At 68.6% G+C, this 19,659-nt stretch carries 15 protein-coding genes and 2 riboswitches; of the genes, 9 read left to right on the top strand and 6 right to left on the bottom strand.

What is annotated here, in order from left to right; translation table 11 throughout:
* The first annotated feature begins 40 nt into the window (after positions 1–40).
* Genes kdpF through VG502_RS01455 form a run of 6 tightly spaced genes read left to right on the top strand, consistent with a single transcriptional unit; the run spans position 41 to position 7,656 of the window.
* Positions 41–127, top strand: coding sequence for a K(+)-transporting ATPase subunit F (kdpF, locus tag VG502_RS21805; RefSeq protein WP_414655690.1), 87 nt, complete (start codon positions 41–43; stop codon positions 125–127).
* Positions 127–1,773, top strand: a complete 1,647-nt coding sequence (gene kdpA / locus VG502_RS01475) for a potassium-transporting ATPase subunit KdpA (protein WP_325548015.1) — start codon at positions 127–129, stop codon at positions 1,771–1,773. The genes kdpF and kdpA overlap by 1 nt, the downstream gene beginning before the upstream one ends.
* Positions 1,770–3,830, top strand: coding sequence for a potassium-transporting ATPase subunit KdpB (gene kdpB, locus VG502_RS01470; protein ID WP_325548014.1), 2,061 nt, complete (start codon positions 1,770–1,772; stop codon positions 3,828–3,830). The genes kdpA and kdpB overlap by 4 nt, the downstream gene beginning before the upstream one ends.
* Before the next feature lie 5 nt (positions 3,831–3,835).
* On the top strand, positions 3,836–4,417 hold the full coding sequence (gene kdpC / locus VG502_RS01465) for a potassium-transporting ATPase subunit KdpC (protein ID WP_325548013.1): 582 nt from the start codon (positions 3,836–3,838) through the stop codon (positions 4,415–4,417).
* 21 nt (positions 4,418–4,438) lie between these two features.
* The gene (locus tag VG502_RS01460; RefSeq protein ID WP_325548012.1) at positions 4,439–6,982 is read left to right on the top strand and encodes a DUF4118 domain-containing protein; all 2,544 of its coding nucleotides are present in this window, start codon (positions 4,439–4,441) and stop codon (positions 6,980–6,982) included.
* Positions 6,979–7,656 carry a response regulator transcription factor gene (locus VG502_RS01455; RefSeq protein ID WP_325548011.1) on the top strand — a complete coding sequence of 226 codons (678 nt, stop codon included), beginning with the start codon at positions 6,979–6,981 and terminating at the stop codon, positions 7,654–7,656. The genes VG502_RS01460 and VG502_RS01455 overlap by 4 nt, the downstream gene beginning before the upstream one ends.
* Before the next feature lie 19 nt (positions 7,657–7,675).
* Here the strand turns inward: VG502_RS01455 and VG502_RS01450 are convergent, their stop codons facing one another.
* From VG502_RS01450 to VG502_RS01440, 3 genes are read right to left on the bottom strand one after another with little or no spacing between them, the layout of a single operon-like run.
* Positions 7,676–8,476 (bottom strand): hypothetical protein, encoded by an 801-nt coding sequence (locus VG502_RS01450; protein WP_325548010.1) that lies wholly within the window; start codon positions 8,474–8,476, stop codon positions 7,676–7,678.
* Entirely contained in the window at positions 8,473–9,210 is a 738-nt protein-coding gene (locus VG502_RS01445; RefSeq protein ID WP_325548009.1) for an ion channel, read from the bottom strand. The genes VG502_RS01450 and VG502_RS01445 overlap by 4 nt, the downstream gene beginning before the upstream one ends.
* Positions 9,183–11,744 (bottom strand): FtsK/SpoIIIE family DNA translocase, encoded by a 2,562-nt coding sequence (locus VG502_RS01440; RefSeq protein ID WP_325548123.1) that lies wholly within the window; start codon positions 11,742–11,744, stop codon positions 9,183–9,185. Before VG502_RS01440 ends, VG502_RS01445 begins: the two co-directional genes overlap by 28 nt.
* 347 nt (positions 11,745–12,091) lie before the next feature.
* Positions 12,092–12,206, top strand: a riboswitch (SAM riboswitch).
* 48 nt (positions 12,207–12,254) lie between these two features.
* Between VG502_RS01440 and VG502_RS01435 the strand changes: the two genes are divergently transcribed.
* Positions 12,255–13,640, top strand: coding sequence for an aminotransferase class V-fold PLP-dependent enzyme (locus tag VG502_RS01435; RefSeq protein WP_325548007.1), 1,386 nt, complete (start codon positions 12,255–12,257; stop codon positions 13,638–13,640).
* Position 13,641: 1 nt separating this feature from the next.
* Here VG502_RS01435 and VG502_RS01430 read toward each other — a convergent pair whose 3' ends face one another.
* Positions 13,642–14,631, bottom strand: a complete 990-nt coding sequence (locus VG502_RS01430; protein WP_325548005.1) for an endonuclease/exonuclease/phosphatase family protein — start codon at positions 14,629–14,631, stop codon at positions 13,642–13,644.
* Positions 14,632–14,926: 295 nt separating this feature from the next.
* Positions 14,927–15,068, top strand: a riboswitch (cyclic di-AMP (ydaO/yuaA leader).
* Between the two features lie 4 nt (positions 15,069–15,072).
* On the opposite strand from VG502_RS01430, the gene VG502_RS01425 reads away from it, so the two are divergent.
* Positions 15,073–15,786 (top strand): transglycosylase family protein, encoded by a 714-nt coding sequence (locus VG502_RS01425; RefSeq protein WP_325548003.1) that lies wholly within the window; start codon positions 15,073–15,075, stop codon positions 15,784–15,786.
* Positions 15,787–15,889: 103 nt separating this feature from the next.
* Entirely contained in the window at positions 15,890–16,870 is a 981-nt protein-coding gene (locus tag VG502_RS01420) for a phosphotransferase enzyme family protein (protein WP_325548001.1), read from the top strand.
* On the opposite strand, the gene VG502_RS01415 is transcribed toward VG502_RS01420, so the two are convergent.
* The gene (locus VG502_RS01415; RefSeq protein WP_325547999.1) at positions 16,845–18,530 is read right to left on the bottom strand and encodes a ribonuclease J; all 1,686 of its coding nucleotides are present in this window, start codon (positions 18,528–18,530) and stop codon (positions 16,845–16,847) included. The two genes, VG502_RS01420 and VG502_RS01415, sit on opposite strands and share 26 nt — an antisense overlap.
* Complete coding sequence (gene dapA, locus VG502_RS01410) at positions 18,527–19,423, bottom strand: 4-hydroxy-tetrahydrodipicolinate synthase (RefSeq protein WP_325547997.1); 897 nt, start codon at positions 19,421–19,423, stop codon at positions 18,527–18,529. The genes VG502_RS01415 and dapA overlap by 4 nt, the downstream gene beginning before the upstream one ends.
* Between the last annotated feature and the right edge of the window lie 236 nt (positions 19,424–19,659).

Here is a 19,659-nt window from a genome sequence, read left to right as displayed (position 1 = left end):
ACGACGAGTTGGACCACCACGGCGGCGAACGCTGGGAGTCATGGCCGAATATCTCGTCGCGGGCGTCATCGCCTTCGCGCTCCTGGTGTACCTCGCGTACGCCCTCATCCGCCCGGACAAGTTCTGATGAGCGACGATGCCGCCGGCGTCCTGACGATCGCCGTCCTGGTGGCAGTGCTCGCGGCGGTGCACGTGCCGCTGGGCGACTACATGGCGCGCGTGTTCACCAGCGACAAGGACCTGACCGTCGAGCGAATCCTCTATCGTCTCAGCGGAGTCGAGCCGCGCTCCCAGCAACGATGGGCCCCGTATGCCGTCTCGGTGCTCGCCTTCACCGGTGTCAGCATCGTCGCGCTCTGGGCACTGTGCACCTGGCAGGGACGACTCCCGCTGGACCGCGGCGCGACGATGGACTGGCACACCGCGATCAACACGGCGATCTCATTCACCACCAACACCAACTGGCAGAGCTACGCGGGCGAGTCCGGCGCGAGCGCTGTCGTGCAGGCCCTGGGGCTGGCCGTGCAGAACTTCGTCTCCGCCGCTGTCGGTCTCGCCGTCGCGATCGCCCTGGTCCGCGGGCTGGTCGCGCACCGCACCGGCGTGATCGGCAACTTCTGGGTCGACCTCACCCGCGCGACGATCCGCATCCTGCTGCCGATCGCATTGATCGGCGCTGTCGTGCTGCTGGCGTCCGGCGTCATACAGGACCTCGCCGCGCCGCAGGTCATCGACACCCTCGCCGGCGGTCACCAGACCATCGAGAGCGGCCTGGTCGCGAGCCAGGAGGCGATCAAGGAGCTCGGCACGAACGGCGGCGGCTACTTCAACGCCAACTCGGCGCACCCGTTCGAGAACCCCAACGGATTCAGCAATCTCGTCGAGATCTTCCTCATCCTGGTCATCCCGTTCTCGCTGCCGCGCACCTACGGCCAGCTGGTCGGCGACAAGCGCCAGGGGTATGCCGTCCTCGGTTTCATGGCCTTCCTGTGGACCGCGATGCTGGTCGTCATCACCTGGGCAGAGCACGCCGCAACCTCCTCCCCGACCGGTGCCATGGAGGGCAAGGAGGTCCGCCTCGGCGTCTGGGCATCCGCGCTCTTCGCCAACTCGACCACCGCCACGTCCACCGGTGCCGTCGACTCCTGGCACGAGTCGTTCAGTCCCATCGGCGGCGGTGGCGCCTTGAGCAACATGCTGCTCGGCGAGATCACCCCTGGCGGCGTCGGCTCCGGTCTGTATGGCGCACTGGTCGTGGCCATCCTCGCGGTCTTCATCGCCGGGCTGATGGTCGGCCGCACCCCGGAGATCCTCGGAAAACAGGTGGGGCGCAAGGAAATAACGTATGCCGCCCTCTACTCGATCACCACGCCGGCGCTGGTGCTGCTGGGCACGGGCGCCGCGTTGCTGGTGTCGAGCGCCAAGGGCGCCATCCTCGCGACCGGGCCGCACGGGCTGACCGAGATCCTCTACGCCTACGCGTCCGCGTCGAACAACAACGGCTCGGCGTTCGGCGGCCTCAGCGCCGACCAGCCCTACCTCAACCTGACACTCGCCGCCTGCATGCTGCTCGGCCGCTTCTTACCGATCCTCGCCGTGCTGGCCCTGGCCGGCTCGTTCGCGACGCAACACCGGCGTCCCGCCACCGACGGCACCATGCCGACCCACACACCACTGTTCGCCGGGCTGATGGTCGGGGTCGCTCTGCTGGTCACCGGCCTCACCTTCCTGCCGGCACTCGCTCTCGGACCGCTCGCGGAGGCTTTAACATGACGACCGAAATCGCATATCCCACAACACAATCAACTCGACCGAAGCCAGCTTCGGACCTGTGGCGCCAAGCGGTCGACGCACTACCCGGTGCGCTCGCCAAGGTCGACCCGCGTCATCTGTGGCACCAGCCGGTGCTCTTCGTCGTGTGGGTGAGCGCCGCCCTGACAACCGTGCTGGCCTGCCTGCACTCGTCGTGGTTCTCCTGGCTGGTCGCCGGCTGGCTCTGGGCGACCATCCTCTTCGCGAACCTGGCCGAGTCGGTCGCCGAAGGACGCGGCAAGGCGCAGGCCGACAGTCTCCGTAGGACGCGCGCCACCGCGACGGCTCGCCGCCTCGCGGGTGACGTCGAGGAAGAGGTCCCGGCCGCTCAGCTTCGGCTCGGCGACCGCGTCGTCGTCGAAGCCGGCCAGTTGATCCCTGGTGACGGTGATGTCGTGGAAGGTATTGCCACCGTTGACGAATCGGCGATCACCGGCGAATCGGCGCCTGTCGTGCGCGAGGCCGGAGGCGACCGGTGCGCGGTGACCGGGGGCACGACGGTGCTGTCGGACCGGATCATCGTGCAGATCACCGCCAAGCCGGGCGAGACGTTCATCGACCGGATGATCGCACTCGTCGAGGGTGCCGAACGGCAGAAGACCCCGAACGAGATCGCGCTCGGCATCCTGCTCACGGTGCTGACCATCATCTTCCTGCTCGCGGTCAGCACGATCCCGTCTTTCGCCGGCTGGTCGGGTCATCGTCCGAGCGTCCTGGTCCTGGTCGCACTGCTCGTCTGCCTGATCCCGACCACGATCGGCGCGCTGCTCTCCGCCGTCGGGATCGCCGGCATGGACCGCCTCGTGCAACGCAACGTGCTGGCCATGTCCGGCCGTGCCGTCGAGGCCGCAGGTGACGTCTCGACGCTGTTGCTCGACAAGACCGGCACCATCACCCTCGGCAATCGTCAGGCGTCCGACATCGTCGCCATCGGCACGCTGAGCGTGGACGAAGTGCATCGTCGGGCCCACCTGTCGTCGCTCGCCGATGAGACGCCCGAAGGTCGATCCATTGTCACCTGGACCGCCGAACGCCTTGGTATGACGATGGATTCGCCACCCGATGCGGTCGTCGTCCCTTTCACCGCACAGACCCGGATGAGCGGTCTCGACCTCGCGGACGGCACGCAGTTGCGCAAGGGCGCCGCCGGCTCGGTGTGCCGGCTGGTTCGCGAGTCCGGTGGGACCGGCGCAGACGAAGCCCTGCAGGTTGCCGACCGGATCTCCGCCGCCGGAGGCACTCCCCTGGTCGTTTCCGCCGGCCGGATCGGCGCAGCGCAGAACGCCGTCGGGGTGATCCACCTGAAGGACGTCATCAAGCCCGGTATGGCGCAGCGCTTCGCGCAACTGCGCCGGATGGGCATCCGCACGGTGATGATCACCGGCGACAATCCGTTGACGGCCAAGGCCATCGCCGAGGAGGCCGGCGTCGACGACTTCCTGGCCGAGGCCACGCCCGAGGACAAGATGCGGCTGATCAGGAGCGAGCAGGACGGCGGCCGCCTCGTCGCCATGACCGGTGACGGGACCAACGACGCGCCGGCACTCGCCCAGGCCGACGTCGGCGTCGCAATGAACACCGGCACCTCGGCGGCCAAGGAGGCCGGCAACATGGTCGACCTCGACTCGGACCCGACCAAGTTGATCGACATCGTCGCCATCGGCAAACAGTTGCTGATCACCCGTGGCGCCCTGACGACGTTCTCGATCGCCAACGACCTGGCGAAGTACTTCGCGATCATCCCGGCGATGTTCGTCGCGAGCCACCCCGGCCTCGCGGACCTGAACATCATGCGCCTGCACTCCTCGGACTCAGCGATCCTGTCCGCGGTGATCTTCAACGCCCTCGTCATCGTCGCGCTGATTCCGTTGTCCCTCAAGGGTGTTCGCTACCGTCCCCTGCGGGCCGACCAGTTGCTGGCGCGCAACATCCTGATCTACGGGCTCGGCGGTGTCGTCGCTCCGTTCCTCGGGATCAAGCTCATCGACCTTCTCGTCCAATTCCTCCCCGGGATGTGATCCACATGGCAACCACCTCGCTCACCATCGGACGCCAGACGTTGGCGGCGATTCGACTCTTGCTCGTCCTCACCGTCCTGCTCGGCGTGCTCTACCCGGCGGCGGTCTGGGGCGTCGGACGCATCGCCTTCCACGACCAGGCGACCGGTTCACTCGTCCACTCCGGTGGCAGGGTCATCGGGTCGTCGCTGATCGGCCAGCGCTTCACCGGCTCGCAGTGGTTCCATGGGCGACCCTCGGCCACCGGCTACTCGGGTGACTCGAGCGCGGGCTCCAATCTTCCGGCCACCGACAAGCGGCAACAGGCGGCCGTGGCAGCGCGCCGGAAGGCGCTGGCCGGCACGGCCGGCACCCCTCCGCCGGACGCCCTCACCATGAGCGCCAGCGGCCTGGACCCGCACATCTCGCCGGCATACGCACGGTTCCAGGCGTCGAACGTCGCTGCCGCGCGCGGCCTGTCCACCGCACAGGTCGACCGCCTGATCGACGCCGCGACCACGGGCCGCGACGGCGGCTTCCTCGGCGCACCGAAGGTCAACGTGCTCCAGCTCAACCTCGCGCTGCAACGCCTTGCCGGTGAACGCTGACGAACGATGGACAATCGTCGTATGACGCGTGGCCGACTTCGCATCTACCTGGGTGCGGCACCCGGGGTGGGCAAGACCGTCAAGATGCTGCAGGAGGCCCACCGGAGAAAGCAGCGCGGCACCGATGTCGTCGTCGGCATCGTCGAGACCCATGACCGGTCCTACACCGCGGAGCAGCTCGAAGGGCTGGAAACCGTTCCGCTGCAAGAAATTCAGCACGCCGGGGCGACGATCCGCGAGCTCGACGTCGACGCTGTCCTGCGACGCCGACCCGACGTCGTGCTCGTCGACGAGTTGGCCCACCGCAAGGTCGGTGGGCCCGACGGGCGGCGCTGGCAGGACATCGACCGGCTGCTCGGGGCCGGCATCGACGTCCTGTCCACGGTCAACGTGCAGCACTTGGAGTCGTTGAACGACGCGGTCTTCCAGATCACCGGCGTCCGCCAGCAGGAGACCGTCCCGGACGCAGTGGTCCGCGCCGCCGACCAGGTCGAGCTCGTCGACATGACACCGGAGGCGCTGCGCCGACGGCTCGCACACGGGCACGTCTATCCGGCGGAACGGGTCGATGCCGCGCTGGCCAACTACTTCCGCGGCGGCAATCTGTCGGCCCTGCGCGAGCTCGCCCTGCTCTGGACAGCCGACCGGGTGGACGAGGCACTCGCGCGCTACCGCGACGACCACGACATCGAGTCGATCTGGCCCATCCGCGAGCGGGTCGTCGTCGCTCTCACGGGCGGCCCCGAGCAGGAGACTCTCCTCCGCCGCGGCGCGCGGGTCGCCGGACGCGGCGCGGGTGGTGAGCTGTATGCCGTGCAGGTCGTGACCGACACGGGGCTGCGCGATGTCCGCGCCGAATCCGCTGCAGCGACAAGGCAGTTGGTTACTGAGCTGGGCGGCACGATGCACACGGTGACGGGGTCCGACGTGGGCGAGGCGATCCTGGAGTTCGCTCGTGGCGTCAATGCCTCGCAGATCGTCATCGGCGCATCCCGCCGGACCAGCTTGCAACGCATCTTCGGACGCGGCGTCGGCGACACGGTCGTCGACGGTTCCGGTGACATCGACGTGCTCATGGTGACCCACGAGCTCGCGCACGGCGGCCGGCGGCCCGCGGTCACCTGGGGCGGCGTCGGGCGCCGTCGCGAGATCGGCGGCTGGCTGCTCGCCACGGTCGGCCTCGCATTGCTCACCGCACTGCTCAACGCCACCGAACCCTGGCACGCCCTGCCGCTCGAGGTCCTCATCTATCTGGCCTTCACCGTCCTGACGGCGATCGTCGGCGGCATCTGGCCGGGCCTCACCACCGCTGTGCTGGCCAGCCTGCTGCTCAACTGGTTCTTCGCTCCCCCGACCGGCGCACTGACCATCAACGAACCGCAGAACGTCGCGGCGCTGGCCGTCTTCCTCGTGGTGGCGGCGTCCGTCTCCGCAGTGGTTCACCTCGCCGTCCGCCGGACCACGCAATCGGTTGCTGCTGAATACGATTCACGGGTGCTCGCCGAGCTCACACACTCCCTGCTGGCGGTGAAGGATCCGCTCCCGGAGTTGCTGGAGCAGGCACGGGACATCTTCGCGACGGGTGGAGCGGCCATCGTGCGGACCTCCCGGGCGGGCGTGCCGGGAGAGCCGGTGATCGTCAGCGGCAGCGTCCCGCTGGCCGACCTGGACGCGCCGCTCAGCCGGGTGCCGATCGACGAGCACCACCAACTGGTGCTCGACGGTGACGTCGTCGACGCCGGGCAGCGGCGGTTGATGGAGGCTTACGCGAGCGTCGCGTCCGCCATACTCCACCGCAACGAGCTGGCGCGGCAGGCCGCCGCGGCAGCGGGCCTGGCGAAGGACAACCGGTCACGAGCGGCACTGCTCGCCGCCGTGTCACACGACCTGCGCACTCCGCTGTCGGCGATCAAGGCCGGAGTGTCCAGCCTGCGCAGCACCGACATACAGCTCACCGCAGCGGACCAGGGCGAGCTGCTGGAAACCGTTGAGGCTGCTACGGATCGCCTCGACGGACTGATCGAGAACCTGCTCGACATGTCGCGCATCCAGTCGGGCAACATCACGGCCCGGACCGATGACGTGCTCGTCGCCGACCTCCTGGCGATCACCCGGCGGACCCTGAGCGCACCCGAGCGCGTGCATGTCTGGCTGCCGGATCCCGACATCAGTTGCCTCGCCGACACCGGCCTGGCCGAGCGGGTGCTGGCGAACCTGTTGGAGAACGCGCTGCACTACTCCCCCGGACGCCAGGAGGTCGTGCTCACCGGTGAGCGGCTCGGCGCGTGGGTCGAGATCCGGGTGGTCGACCGGGGGCCGGGTGTGCCCGAGTCCGAGCGCACCGGCATCTTCGCGCCCTTCCAGCGGTATGGCGACAGTCCCCGCGGCAACGGCGTCGGGCTCGGACTCGCCGTGTCCAAGGGCCTGACCGAGGCGATGGACGGCACACTGGAGGCCGAGGACACCCCCGGCGGTGGCCTCACCATGTGCGTGCGGCTACCGGTCGCCGGCCACCACCAGCGGCCGATCGTGACGAAGACTGGCGACGAAGGAGCGACCCGATGACCAAGGTCCTGGTGGTCGACGACGAGCCCGCACTGGTGCGGACCCTCAGCATCAACCTGCGCGCCCGTGACTACGAGGTCGCGCACGCCTTCGACGGCCGCACCGCGCTGCAATGCATCGCGGAAGACACTCCCGACGTCGTCGTGCTCGACCTCGGGTTGCCGGACATCGACGGAGTGGACGTCATCCGGCGGGTCCGGCGCACCAGTGAACTGCCGATCATCGTGCTGTCGGCCCGGCACGACTCCGACGACAAGGTCGAAGCGCTCGACGAGGGCGCGGACGATTACGTCACCAAGCCGTTCGGCATGGACGAGTTGCTCGCGCGCGTCCGTGCCGCGGTCCGTCGCCGTACGGTGAGCACCCCGCACGCGGATCCGGTCCGGACCGCGGACTTCGCGCTCGACTTCGCCGAGCGCGTCGCCTTGCGCGACGGCGCGCCGGTGAAACTGACCCCCACCGAGTGGCATCTGTTGGAAACGCTCGCGATTCGGCCAGGACGCCTGGTCAGTCAGGCCGTGTTGCTGCGGGAGGTGTGGGGGCCGGGTTACGAGAAGGACACGCATTACCTGCGGGTGTATGTCGCCGGCCTCCGCCGCAAGCTGGAGCCCGACCCGGCGGCACCGCGTTACCTGCTCACCGACCCGGGCCAGGGTTACCGCCTGGTCGTATGACGCAGGTGTATGACGCCCCTCAGCGCTGCGCCGGTTTGCGGCGCATCGCGTGCACGATGACCAGCACGAGGGCGGCGATCCAGCCGAACAGCAGACCCCACTGGAGTCCGATGCCGAGATCGTTCTGCCAGGCGGCCCCGGCATACGACCAGGATCCCTGCTGCCGGGCGACCAGCCCTGCGGTCACGCACGCACCGCCACCGGCAATGACGGACGCCATCCACGCCGCGAGGAAGAGCGCGAAACCGCCTGTCCCAGCACGGGTCGACATCGCCGCGGCCATCATCAGCAGCACCGTGACGACAAGCACGACCAGCACCCCGACGATGAATGCCGTCGTCAGGTCACCGCCACGACCGGATGGCCACGGCAGGAGACCCATGCGGTAGGTGACGAAGCCGGGCAGCTTCCGCGCATCGATGCTCGAGTGGTTCTTCAGGATCTGGTAGGCGCCGAACGACGTTGCCACAGCCAGGAGGGTCGCGACGACGGCGCCGATGATCGCAGCCGGGAAGCCGCCGGACCCACGGTCGATGGGCAGCATCGGTGCGCCATACGCCTGGGCCGGCGCGGGCTGCGCGGGTCGATAACCGCCACCGGCCGGCGGATAGGCGCCACCCTGCTGCTGCGGCGCCGGCGCAGGTCGATACCCCGGGGCCTGCCCCGGCGCATTCTGCGGCGGGCGACTGAACTCCGCGGTGTCATCGCGACGCGACGAGCGCTGATCCGACTGCGCCGGAGACGAATCGCCTTGTCCCGCAGGCCGATACTGGTCGCCGTCACGGCGGATCTCCTGCGTGCGATCGTTGTCATCGGTCATTGCTCGCCCTCCGCGCTCTCGGTCTTGTCCGGCTTGCGTTGAAATCTGGCCAGGGTCAGGCCCATCAGTCGTGCGACCACCAGCGCAACATAGTTCACGCCCGCGAGCTGCTCCAGCATCATCACCGAGCGAGCGTGCCCGCCTCCGGGCACGATGTCCGAGAGTCCGGTGTTGGTCATGGTCGTGAACGACAGGAAGAGCAGCTCGACCCAGCGCAGCTCGTGCGGCGTGCCGGAGACGAACTGGCCCGGGCCCCAGATGGTCTGGACCACTGCGTAGACATAGGCGAAACCCCATGCCACGACGGTGAAACACGCTCCCGTTGCGAACATTTCGTCACGCGTCACATCGTTGTCGGAGAACATGTACCGGATCAGTGCATACGCCGTGTAGAAGTAGAAGATCGCGTGCGTGACGTCGGATGCCAGACCCAGTGGGTCGCTGTCCGGGAGGAATGCGGTCAGCACGGTGAGGACCGCAGCAGGCGCACCGATGCACAGCGACACCCACGTCAATGCCGGGGTCAGGCGCACCGCGGCGACCGCGAGGCCGAGCACCACCAGCTGGAAGAGCGAGAAGACGGTGCGGCCGGTCGATGTCTCCGCGGTGAACGGATAGACCAGGATGCCGAGCAGTTGCACGATCAGCAGGATCGCGCTGGGCAATGCCCGCAGCTGCTGCAGCAGGTGCCCGCGTGGAGCGCTTGTCAGTCCCCCCGGTTGGTGAGTTGCCACGCGTCCTCGCTGCCGTCCGAATCACCTTCCGCTGCAGCGTCATACGGCTGCTCGGCGGCGGGCGGGTCCTCGCCCCGCAGCAGGGCCAGCGTCGTCGGCAGGTCATCGGGTCGAACGAGCACATCGCGTGCCTTCGAACCCTCGGACGGGCCGACGATGCCGCGGCTCTCCATCAGGTCCATCAGGCGGCCGGCCTTGGCGAAGCCGACGCGCAGCTTGCGCTGCAACATCGACGTCGAGCCGAACTGGCTGTTGACGACGAGCTCGGCCGCTTGCACCAGCAGATCCAGATCGTCACCGATGTCCTCGTCGATCTCCTTCTTCGGCGCAGTGACCGCCACGTCGTCGCGGTAGATCGGCTTCAGCTGCTCGCGAACGTGCGAAACCACTTCCTGCACTTCGGTTTCGGTGACCCACGCACCCTGCACACGCATCGGCTTGGACGCGCCCATCGGCAGGAACAGGGCGTCACCCTGACCGATCAGCTTCTCCGCACCGGGCTGGTCCAGCACGACCCGGGAGTCGGCCAGTGACGAGGTCGCGAACGCCATCCGGCTGGGAACGTTGGCCTTGATCAGGCCGGTCACGACGTCGACCGACGGTCGCTGGGTCGCCAGCACCAGGTGGATCCCGGCCGCGCGCGCCAGCTGCGTGATGCGCACGATCGACTCCTCGACGTCGCGCGGCGCCACCATCATCAGGTCGGCGAGCTCGTCGACGATGACCAGCAGGTAGGGGTAGGTCTGCATGACCCGCTCCGACCCCGGGGGCGGCGTCACCTTCCCGGCACGCACCGCCTTGTTGAAGTCGTCGATGTGCTTGAACCCGAACGCCGCCAGGTCGTCATACCGGGTGTCCATCTCGCGGACGACCCACTGCAGCGCCTCGGCGGCCTTCTTCGGGTTGGTGATGATCGGGGTGATCAGGTGCGGAATGCCTTCGTATGCCGTGAGTTCCACGCGCTTGGGGTCGACCAGCACCATCCGGACCTCGTCCGGGGTGGACCGCATCATGATCGAGGTGATCATGGAGTTGACGAACGACGACTTACCGGCGCCGGTCGCACCGGCGACCAGCAGGTGGGGCATCTTCGCGAGGTTCGCGACGACATAGCCGCCCTCGACGTCCTTGCCGACACCCATCACCATCGGGTGTTCGTTGCCCCGCGCCGCCCCACTGCGCAGGACATCGCCGAGGCTGACCTTCTCGCGGTCGGTGTTGGGGATCTCGATACCGATCGCGGACTTGCCCGGGATCGGCGAGAGGATGCGCACGTCGGCGGACGCCACGGCATACGCGATGTTCTTCGAGAGTGCGGTGACCCGCTCGACCTTGGTGCCCTGGCCGAGCTCGACCTCGTAGCGGGTGACGGTCGGACCACGGCTGAACCCGGTGACCTGCGCGTCGACGCCGAAGGAGTTCATCGTGTCGGTGAGCGCCTCGACGACCCGGTCGTTGGCGGCCGACCGCGATTTCGGCGGCGTTCCCGGCTTCAGCAGCTCGTTGCCCGGGAGCGTGTAAGTGACGTCCCCGGCCAGCTGAAGCTGCTCGACGCGCTGCGGCAGCGGTGTCGTCGGCGGCGCCTGCAGACCGGGCGCCACGGCGATCGACTCCGGCGGGTTGCCGGTCGTGCCGGGCAGCGGCATCGCCTGGGTGTCACGCGGGGCGTCGCGCGGCGTGTCACGCGGGGCGGGCTTCTTCGGCTCCTTCGGTGCCGGCTCGCTGCCGTCGACGTCGTAGACCTCGTCCTTGCCGGGATCCTTCTCCCCGGGGCGCAGCATACGGCCGCTCTTCGTGCGGCGCGGCGCGACGGTCGCGGCCTGTTCGAAGGGCTCGTCGCCGTCCAGGCTCGGGTCGTTCTCGTCGTTCTTCGGCTTGCGGCGGCGCCGGCGCTTCCCGCCGTCGATCTGGTCGCCGTGCAGGTCCTGGGCCACGGCGTCGACGGCTTCGTCGTCCTCGGCATAGAAACCGCCGTGCTCGAAGAGCCGCGCACGGACCATCGCCAGGCGCTCCGGGATCATCGTCACCGGCGTCGCGGTCATCACCAGCACGCTGAAGATGCCCAGGATGAGCAGCAGCGCCATGGCGCCGACCGTGTGCACCGCAGCCACCAGCGGGCTGCTCGCGAGGAAGCCGATGATGCCGCCGGCGCCGCGCAGCGCGTCGGTCTCGCTGGGCTGCGGGATGTCCTTGGCGATGCTGGTGACACCGCAGACCGCGATCGCGAACAGCGCGAGCCCGACCATCACCCGGTTGGTCCCCTGGTCACCGCGCGGTGACCGCATCAGGTGGACGCCGATCAGCACCAGGACCAACGGCAGCACGAGCGCACCGAGACCGAACGTCCCCGCCACGATCGCGTGTATGACGTCGCCCGCCATACCGGTCAGACCCCACCATTCCCGGGCGGCGATGACGATGGCGGCGGCGATCAGCGCGAAACCGAGTCCGTCACGGCGCAACTCGGGCTCGAGGTCGCGCGCCGAGTGACCGACCCGACGGGCCGCACCTCCGGCGACGTGTGCAACACCCATCCAGGTGCCGCGCGCCGCGCGCAACGGGAACGGCAGTCCGCCTCCGGACGGCTTGCCTCCGGCCCGCGCCTTGGCGCCGGTCGCCTTCTTGGCGGGCGGGCGGGTCGAAGTGCGCCCCGAAGCGGGTCGGGAGCGCGAGCCGGCCGCACTGGACGCGGACTTGCTCCGGGTCGCGCGCGCGGTCGTTGTCGACGAAGACGGACGGGTAGCCACGAAAACACCGTACGCGACAACCACATCAGCCCCATCGGAAACACGCCGCGAGCGCCGTCGGAGGACGACGCACCTTCCCAATCTGCGGGACAGGTTTGACGTCATCGCAGGGGCTCGCGCTAGATTTGTCCGCAGGTCATGAGTCTCAGCGACAAGCCCCGGCTTGCTGAGCGGCAACCCTCCAACCGCGGTGGGGTGCTCCGGGTGACGACCAGGCCGGCGTGAACAACACGTCGGCAAGCGCGGATCGACCATGCACTTGCCCTTGTCGATCCCTGATCGGCCAAGGAGCAACCGATGAGCATCGTCAGCATCGACCCCGATGAGAACGCCACCGACCGGAACGTCACCCGGCAATTGGGTGTGCCGGCCGCCGGAACCCACCGCGACCGAGCGACCGCGAACGGGCTGCCACGGACCGTCTCGGCCGATCTCGGCGTGCCGACGGTCCATCGCACGGTCACCGACTATGCCAACTTCGATCACGGCGCCACGACGCCGGCGCTGATCGCCGTCGCCGAGGCCGCCGAGCAGGTGCAGCGCCGCTACGGGTCGGTCCACCGCGGCGCGGGCTACGCCAGCCGGGTCACGACCGGTTGGTTCGAGGCGGCCCGCGCGCAGGTCGCGGAATTCGTCGGCGCCCGGGCCGGCGACGAGGTCGTGTTCACCCGCAACACCACCGACGCGCTGCGACTGCTCGGACATTGCCTGCCGGCGAACACGCAGGTCTTCGCCTGGGAGTCCGCGCATCACGCGGCACTCCTGCCCTGGGCCCAGGACCGGACCACTCGATTGCCCGTTCCGAGGAGCGCGCAGCACGCCATACAACTCCTGCGCGAAGCGCTTGCCCAGTCCCCCGAGACCGAGCGCCTCGTGGTGATCACCGGCGCGTGCAACGTCACCGGCGAGATCTGGCCGGTCACCGAACTCGTCGCCGTGGCAAGGGAATTCGGTGCTCGAACAGTCCTGGATGCCGCGCAGTACGCACCGCACGCGGAGATCGACCTCGACACACTCGGCGTCGATTGGGTCGCCTTCTCCGGCCACAAGCTCTATGCCCCGTATGGCGCGGGCGTGCTCGCCGGCCGCAGTGACTGGCTGGATGCCGCCGAGCCCTACCTGCCGGCCGGGGGCGCCACCTCGCGGGTGTGGCACGACCACACGCAGTGGCAGACCGGTCCGGGACGGCACGAGGGCGGCACCCCGAACGCGGTCGGTGCAGTGGCCATCGCGGCCGCGTGCGCCACGTTGCAGGCCAACCGCGCACCGATCGAGGCGCACGAGGCCCAGCTGCATGCCCGGCTGCGCGCCGGCCTCGCCGCGATCGAGCGGGTCAGCATCGTCGAGGCGCTCGGCGACCGGCCCAACGTCGGAGTCGTGACCTTCACGGTCGAGGGATATGACCCGTCACTGGTCTCCCAGGTGCTGGCCGACGAGGACGCCATCGCGGTGCGCGACGGCCGGTTCTGCGCGCACCTGCTCTGCGATGCCGTCGTCGGCGAGGGCGCCTGTGCCGTCCGCGCGAGCCTCGGCCTGGCCACCACCGGTGAGCACGTCGACCGGCTGATCGCCGCCGTCCGGCGGCTGGTCGAGCACGGCCCCGCGTTGTCCTACGTGCACACCGATGAGGGCTGGTCGGCCCCGGCGGACCCGCGCGATCTCAGCGAGCCGCTCCCCTGGTGATTCAGCTGGTGACCGGTTCGGGCCGCAACCTGGCCCAGTAGCCACGGTGGTCGGTGCCCGAGACCTCGACGGTGCCGTCGGCCACGACACCGAAGCCGCGTGTCAGCACGTGGTCCAACTGGATGAAGGGCGGCAACCAGGTGTCGCGTGGCCAGGTGCGGCTCCAGCCCGACCCGGCCGCCCTGCTGCTGTCGGTGAGGCCGTCGGCGAGTTCGCGGAAGCCCGGCATCGCCGCTGAGGCGTTGAAATCCCCCGCCATGACCAGCCGCTGCCCCGGCGGCAGTTCGGCACGCCATCGGGCGAGCGACCGTAGCGCGGCCCGCCAGTCCGAGACGATGTCCGGCAGCGGCGCGGGCGTGTGCACGGCGCGCAGCCGGTAATCACCCTGCTGCGTGCGCACCCGGACATCGGGGCTGCTCGGGAAGGGATCCGCCGGATGCTCCGCGAGCACGGTGAGCGGATGCGTGCTGCGCACCAGAGTTCCGCGGATGCCCGCCGCGGCCTCGCCCGCCTGATGGGGCAACACTGCGTCCAGGCCGAGCCGTCGCAACGCGGCCAACTCGTGTGGCGTGCACTCCTGCAGGACGAGCGTGTCGACGTGGTGCTCACGCACTGCCGCCACGACCTGCGCCGGATCGGCTGCTCCGTATTTCAGATTGAGAGTCAGCACGACCTCGTCGTGCGGCCCGGCCGGGACGGTGTCGCTGCGCACTGTCGTCATACCCAACAGAGCAGGGGGTATGGCGATCACCAACGCACACAACGCCAGCCAGCGATAACGCAGTGCGGCCACCGCCAGGCACAGGACGAGCGCCGCCACGCCGAAGACCGGGAAGAACGCCTGCACGAGCGGCACCAGCCAGGTGGCGTCCAGCCAGCGGGCCAGGACTCCGAATGCGGTCAGCCCCAAGAGCACCGCGAGCGTCCACCACGTCGCAGTTCTGCCCTCGGCGCGCCACCACGTGCGTGGTGCGGAGTGGGGTTCGGGCACGACCGCATTGTCGCTCACCGGGAGCCGGCACCGGATGCGGGATCAGCGTGACGGGTGTGACGCGTGCAACATATTTCATGTGACTCTCGCGACACTTTCAAAAAAAGTCACGAAATGGTCACGGTTCGACTTGGAAAACGTGTCCGGACCACGTACCTTCGACGGTCGGTGGTTCAAAACTTCGCCCCCTGGCCGAAGGTCCGATCCATCAACGAGGTCGCGCAACCGGCACGATCTCGAACCTGCCTGTGGTCCGCTGCGCACAACTTCGTTGGGCGGCCACCAAGATCCGGGACGGTCCCGGAGGCACAACGAGGATGGGGAACCCATTTCGGTCGCGACAGCGGCCTTGGGGTGAGAGCAGGCCTGAAACGGCCTGCCGGGCACCTGACAGCCCGACCCGACAGCTAACCCCGTATGCGCACGTCAGGAGAGGAATCAATGAACCTCAGCAAGAAGACTCAGACCACGACCCGCGCCGTCGGCATCGGGGTTGCCGCCGCTGCGGCCCTTGCCGCTGCCGGCGTCGCCACCGCTGGTGACGCCCACGCCGCCTCGGTTTCCACCTGGGACCGCGTCGCCGCCTGCGAGAGCGGTGGCAACTGGGCGATCAACACCGGCAACGGTTTCTACGGTGGCCTGCAGTTCACCCACTCGACTTGGATGGCCTACGGTGGCGGCGCCTACGCGTCGAACGCCAACCTGGCAAGCAAGTCGGCCCAGATCTCGGTCGCCGAGAAGGTCCTGGCTTCCCAGGGTCCCGGCGCCTGGCCGGTCTGCTCCGTGCGTGCGGGCCTGACCCGTGGTGGCGGCTCGCCGGTCGTCAACCCGGCCCCGGCCCCCAAGCCGGCTCCGCAGAAGACCTACACCGCGCCGAAGAAGACCTACACGGCCCCCAAGACCTCGCGCTCCACGCAGCGTCCGACCTACACCGCGCCGAAGAAGACCTACACGGCGCCCAAGAAGGTCTACACCGCGCCGAAGGTCGCCCTCTCGGGCAAGACCCTCACCGTGAAGAAGGGCGACACCCTGAGCAAGCTCGCGCAGAGCTACCAGGTCAAGGGTGGATGGCAGGCGCTGTTCTCGGCCAACAAGGGCATCGTGAACGACCCCAACCTGATCTTCGTCGGCCAGCACCTGAACCTGCCGGCCTGATCTGATCGTCCGTCAGCGTCGCTCCGGTGACGCTGACAACCCGGAAGCCCCGTCCCACCGTTCGGTGGGGCGGGGCTTCCGCCATGTGTGATGGGCTGGGCGTATGACACACCCGCCAGCGGAGATGCTCTGGGAACAGGACGACCCCGCGACCGCTCTCTCGGAGCGGTTCGGCTTCGCCGATGTGACAGCGGTGGTCGACTGGGTGTCGATGACCCTTCAGCACTATTGGCAGATCGAGGTCGTCTGCTGCGAACGCATCGTGATGAGCTTCAAGAACGCGCTGGTGTGGATCCAGACACCACACGGCCGGATGCTCGTCAAGTGGTCGATCATGACGCCTTGGTTTCCCCGCCTCGCAGTGCTCGCAGACATCACCGCGTGGCTCGACCGGTGCGGGCTGCCCGTCTCAGCCCCGGTGCCGACGACTGAAGGTCAACGTCAGGTCGAGGTCGACGGCGTCTCGATCTCGTTGCAGCGACACGTCGACGGTGAACTGCTGGAGTTCACCGACGTGAGGCAGGTGTCCGCCGCCGGCGTCACGCTGGCCCGGCTCCATGACGCGCTGTCGTCATACCCCGATGCCGAGCGGGTCGCGGTGCTCGAGCAGCAGTCCGAGACGTTGGCCGCGCGGATCACCGGCTGGCTTGCGACAGAACACCCGAGGGCGCCCGCCGCGGCACTGGAGGTTCTGCGACGACAGCTGGCCGCCGCGCCGGCAGCCGCACTCCCCACGCAATTGGTGCACGGCGACTTCCGTGCGGCGAACATCCTGATGACCGGGGAGGACGTCGCCGCTGTCCTGGACTTCGAGGAGGCACGGCTCGATCATCGCATCGCAGAACTCGCCCGATCAGCAGTGCTGTTGGGGACGAGGTACCACGACTGGGGACCGGTCACGCCGGCCGTGCACGCGGCCTTCCTCGACGGCTATCAGTCGGTATGCCGGCTGACCGCCGCCGAGGCAGCCTGGTGGGACACGCTCGTACTGTGGTTCTCGCTGGCGATGATCCCGGCGGGCGACGACCCCACGGGCTGGGGCGCCGCAGTCGACCTGCTTACGCGTCAATCACGATCGGGATGATCATCGGACGGCGGCGCAACTTGCCGCCGACGAAGCCACCGACGGCGCGGCGGATCACCTGCTGCAGCTGGTAGGTGTCGCTGATGCCCTTCTCGCGGGCCTCCTCGAGCGCTGCCTCCAGCTTGGGTCGCACCTTGTCGAAGACCTCGTCCTCCTCGGCGAACCCGCGGGTCTGGATCTCCGGGCCCGAGACGATCTTGCCCGTGTCGGCGTCGCGCACCACGATGATCGTCACGAAGCCCTCGTCGCGCAGGATGCGCCGGTCCTTGAGCATCGTCTCGTCGGTCGTGCCGACGAGAGATCCGTCGACATACACATAACCGCATGGCACGGCGCCGACGATCGAGGCGCGGCCGTCGACCAGGTCGACGACGACGCCGTCCTCGGCGAGCAGGACCCGGTTGGCCGGCACACCGGTCGCGACGGCGAGGTCGCCGTTGGCGACGAGGTGGCGCCATTCGCCATGGATCGGCATCACGTTGCGCGGCTTGACGATGTTGTAGCAGTAGAGGAGCTCGCCGGCGCTGGCGTGCCCGGAGACGTGCACCAGCGCGTTCCCCTTGTGTATGACGCTCGCGCCGCGTCGCATCAGGCCGTTGATGACCCGGTAGACGGCGTTCTCGTTGCCCGGGATGAGCGACGACGCCATCAGCACCGTGTCGCCCGGGCCGATCTCGATGGTGTTGTGATCGCCGGCCGCCATACGGGACAGCGCGGCCATCGGCTCGCCCTGCGAACCGGTCGACACGAGCACGATCTGGTTGTCGGCGAACTTGTCGATCTTCTTCAGATCGACCAGTACACCCTCGGGAACGTGCAGGTAGCCCAACTCCGCGGCGATGCCCATGTTGCGCACCATCGAGCGGCCGACGAAGGCGACCTTGCGGCGATGCGCCGCGGCCGCGTCCAGCACCTGCTGCACGCGGTGCACGTGGGAGGAGAAACAGGCGACGATGATGCGGCGCTCGGCCTGCTGGAAGACGCGCTCGATGGCCGGGGCGATGTTGCGCTCCGGCGTGGTGAAGCCGGGGACCTCGGCATTGGTGGAGTCGGTCAGGAAGAGGTCGACACCCTCCTCCCCCGCCTTGGCGAAGGCGCGCAGGTCGGTGATCCGGCCGTCCAGCGGCAGCTGGTCCATCTTGAAGTCGCCGGTGATCAGCAGATTGCCGCCGGGCGTTTTGACGAAGACCGCGAGCGCGTCCGGGATGGAGTGGTTGACGGCGATGAAGTCGCAGTCGAAGGCACCGAGCTTCTCGTTGCCGCCCTCTTTCACCGCCAGGGTGTAGGGCCTGATCCGGTGTTCCTTGAGCTTGGCCTCGACCAGCGCCAGCGTCAGCGTGGAGCCGACCAGCGGGATGTCCGGCTTCAGGCGCAGCAGGTAGGGCACGGCACCGATATGGTCCTCGTGCCCGTGTGTCAGCACGATCGCCTCGATGTCGTCGAGCCGGTCCTTGATGTACTCGAAGTCCGGCAGGATCAGGTCGACGCCGGGGTGGTCCTCGGGGAAGAGCACGCCGCAGTCGACGACGAGGAGCCTCCCGTCATACTCCACGACCGTCATGTTGCGGCCGACCTCGCCGAGCCCGCCCAGTGGGACTACGCGAACGCCGCCCCTGGGTAGTGCCGGAGGCTCTTCGAGTTCGGGATGGGGATGGCTCACATCAGTCCTTGCGTTGTCAGTGCATCGCGCAGGATCGCGCGGTGCTCTTCAGGCGCCGGCACCAATGGGAGCCGGCAGAAGTCGGAGTCGATCACGCCCATGAGGCGCAGGGCCGCCTTGGCCTGGATGGTGCCCTGGGTGACGTTCATGACGGCCCTGATCACCGGTCCGAGCTGGTGGTTGATCGCGCGTGCGGCGGGCAGGTCGCCGGCCACGACGGCACGCAGCAGCGACACCAGGGTGGCACTGGCGACGTTACCCACTGTGCTCACCATGCCGGTCGCGCCGAGCGCGAGCCAGGGCAGGTTGAGCGCGTCGTCGCCGGAGTACCAGAGCAGCCCGGTCTCGACCATCAGCGGCGCGCTCGTGGCCAGGTCGCCCTTGGCGTCCTTGAGCGCCTTGATGTTGGGCACCTCGGCGAGGGCCCGGATGGTGTCGGGCGCCAGGGCGGTGCCGGTGCGGCCGGGTATGTCGTAGGCCATCGCCGGCAGGTCCGTCGCGGCCGCCACGGTGCGGTAGTGCTCGAGCACGCCCGCCTGCGGCGGCTTGTTGTAGTAGGGGGTGACGATGAGGGAAGCACGCGCGCCGGCGGCGGCGAGATTCCGGGCGGCGGCCACGGAGTGCGCGGTGTCGTTGGTGCCCACGCCGGCCATCACGATCGCGCGATCACCGACCGCTTCGGCGACGACCCGGACCAGGTCGATGTTCTCCTGGTCCGTCGTGGTCGCGGACTCGCCGGTCGTGCCGTTGACCAGGATGCCGTCGTTCCCCTCGTCGACGAGGTGTGTCGCGAGCTTCTGCGCGCCGTCCAGATCGAGTGAGCCGTCGTCACGCATGGGCGTGACCATGGCGGTGATCATGGTGCCGAAATGGTTCGCGGAGAGCTGCGTCATGCGCCCAGGCTAGCGGCGCCACCGGCTCACGCGCGGACGCCTTCCGCGTGCCGAGCATCACCGGCGAACGGCCGGGAAATGATAGATCGCGTCGTCACCCGCTCGGGGGTCCGGGTGACGACGCGATCAACGGTTACATCGGGGGCGCCCGGAAAGTGTTACAAGCGTTCAATGTGATCTGGGTCACATTTTTTCGATGGTGCGCCGAGTCCCTCTGCGCGCTGGGATGTCGGGCC

This window comes from Flexivirga sp. (genome assembly GCF_035551235.1).
GTDB lineage: Bacteria > Actinomycetota > Actinomycetes > Actinomycetales > Dermatophilaceae > Flexivirga.
The sequence above is the reverse complement of the archived record's forward strand: the minus strand, read 5'-3'. Positions and strand labels throughout refer to the sequence as shown.

What these genes read in the sequence shown, in the direction of transcription:
- kdpA (WP_325548015.1), top strand. Translation starts at nt 127, where the DNA reads ATGAGCGACGATGCCGCCGGCGTCCTGACGATCGCCGTCCTGGTGGCA.
- VG502_RS01455 (WP_325548011.1), top strand. Translation starts at nt 6,979, where the DNA reads ATGACCAAGGTCCTGGTGGTCGACGACGAGCCCGCACTGGTGCGGACC.
- VG502_RS01420 (WP_325548001.1), top strand. Translation starts at nt 15,890, where the DNA reads ATGACACACCCGCCAGCGGAGATGCTCTGGGAACAGGACGACCCCGCG.
- kdpC (WP_325548013.1), top strand. Translation starts at nt 3,836, where the DNA reads ATGGCAACCACCTCGCTCACCATCGGACGCCAGACGTTGGCGGCGATT.
- dapA (WP_325547997.1), bottom strand. Translation starts at nt 19,423, where the DNA reads ATGACGCAGCTCTCCGCGAACCATTTCGGCACCATGATCACCGCCATG.
- VG502_RS01450 (WP_325548010.1), bottom strand. Translation starts at nt 8,476, where the DNA reads ATGACCGATGACAACGATCGCACGCAGGAGATCCGCCGTGACGGCGAC.
- kdpF (WP_414655690.1), top strand. Translation starts at nt 41, where the DNA reads ATGGCCGAATATCTCGTCGCGGGCGTCATCGCCTTCGCGCTCCTGGTG.
- VG502_RS01425 (WP_325548003.1), top strand. Translation starts at nt 15,073, where the DNA reads ATGAACCTCAGCAAGAAGACTCAGACCACGACCCGCGCCGTCGGCATC.
- VG502_RS01460 (WP_325548012.1), top strand. Translation starts at nt 4,439, where the DNA reads ATGACGCGTGGCCGACTTCGCATCTACCTGGGTGCGGCACCCGGGGTG.
- VG502_RS01440 (WP_325548123.1), bottom strand. Translation starts at nt 11,744, where the DNA reads ATGGGTGTTGCACACGTCGCCGGAGGTGCGGCCCGTCGGGTCGGTCAC.
- VG502_RS01435 (WP_325548007.1), top strand. Translation starts at nt 12,255, where the DNA reads ATGAGCATCGTCAGCATCGACCCCGATGAGAACGCCACCGACCGGAAC.
- kdpB (WP_325548014.1), top strand. Translation starts at nt 1,770, where the DNA reads ATGACGACCGAAATCGCATATCCCACAACACAATCAACTCGACCGAAG.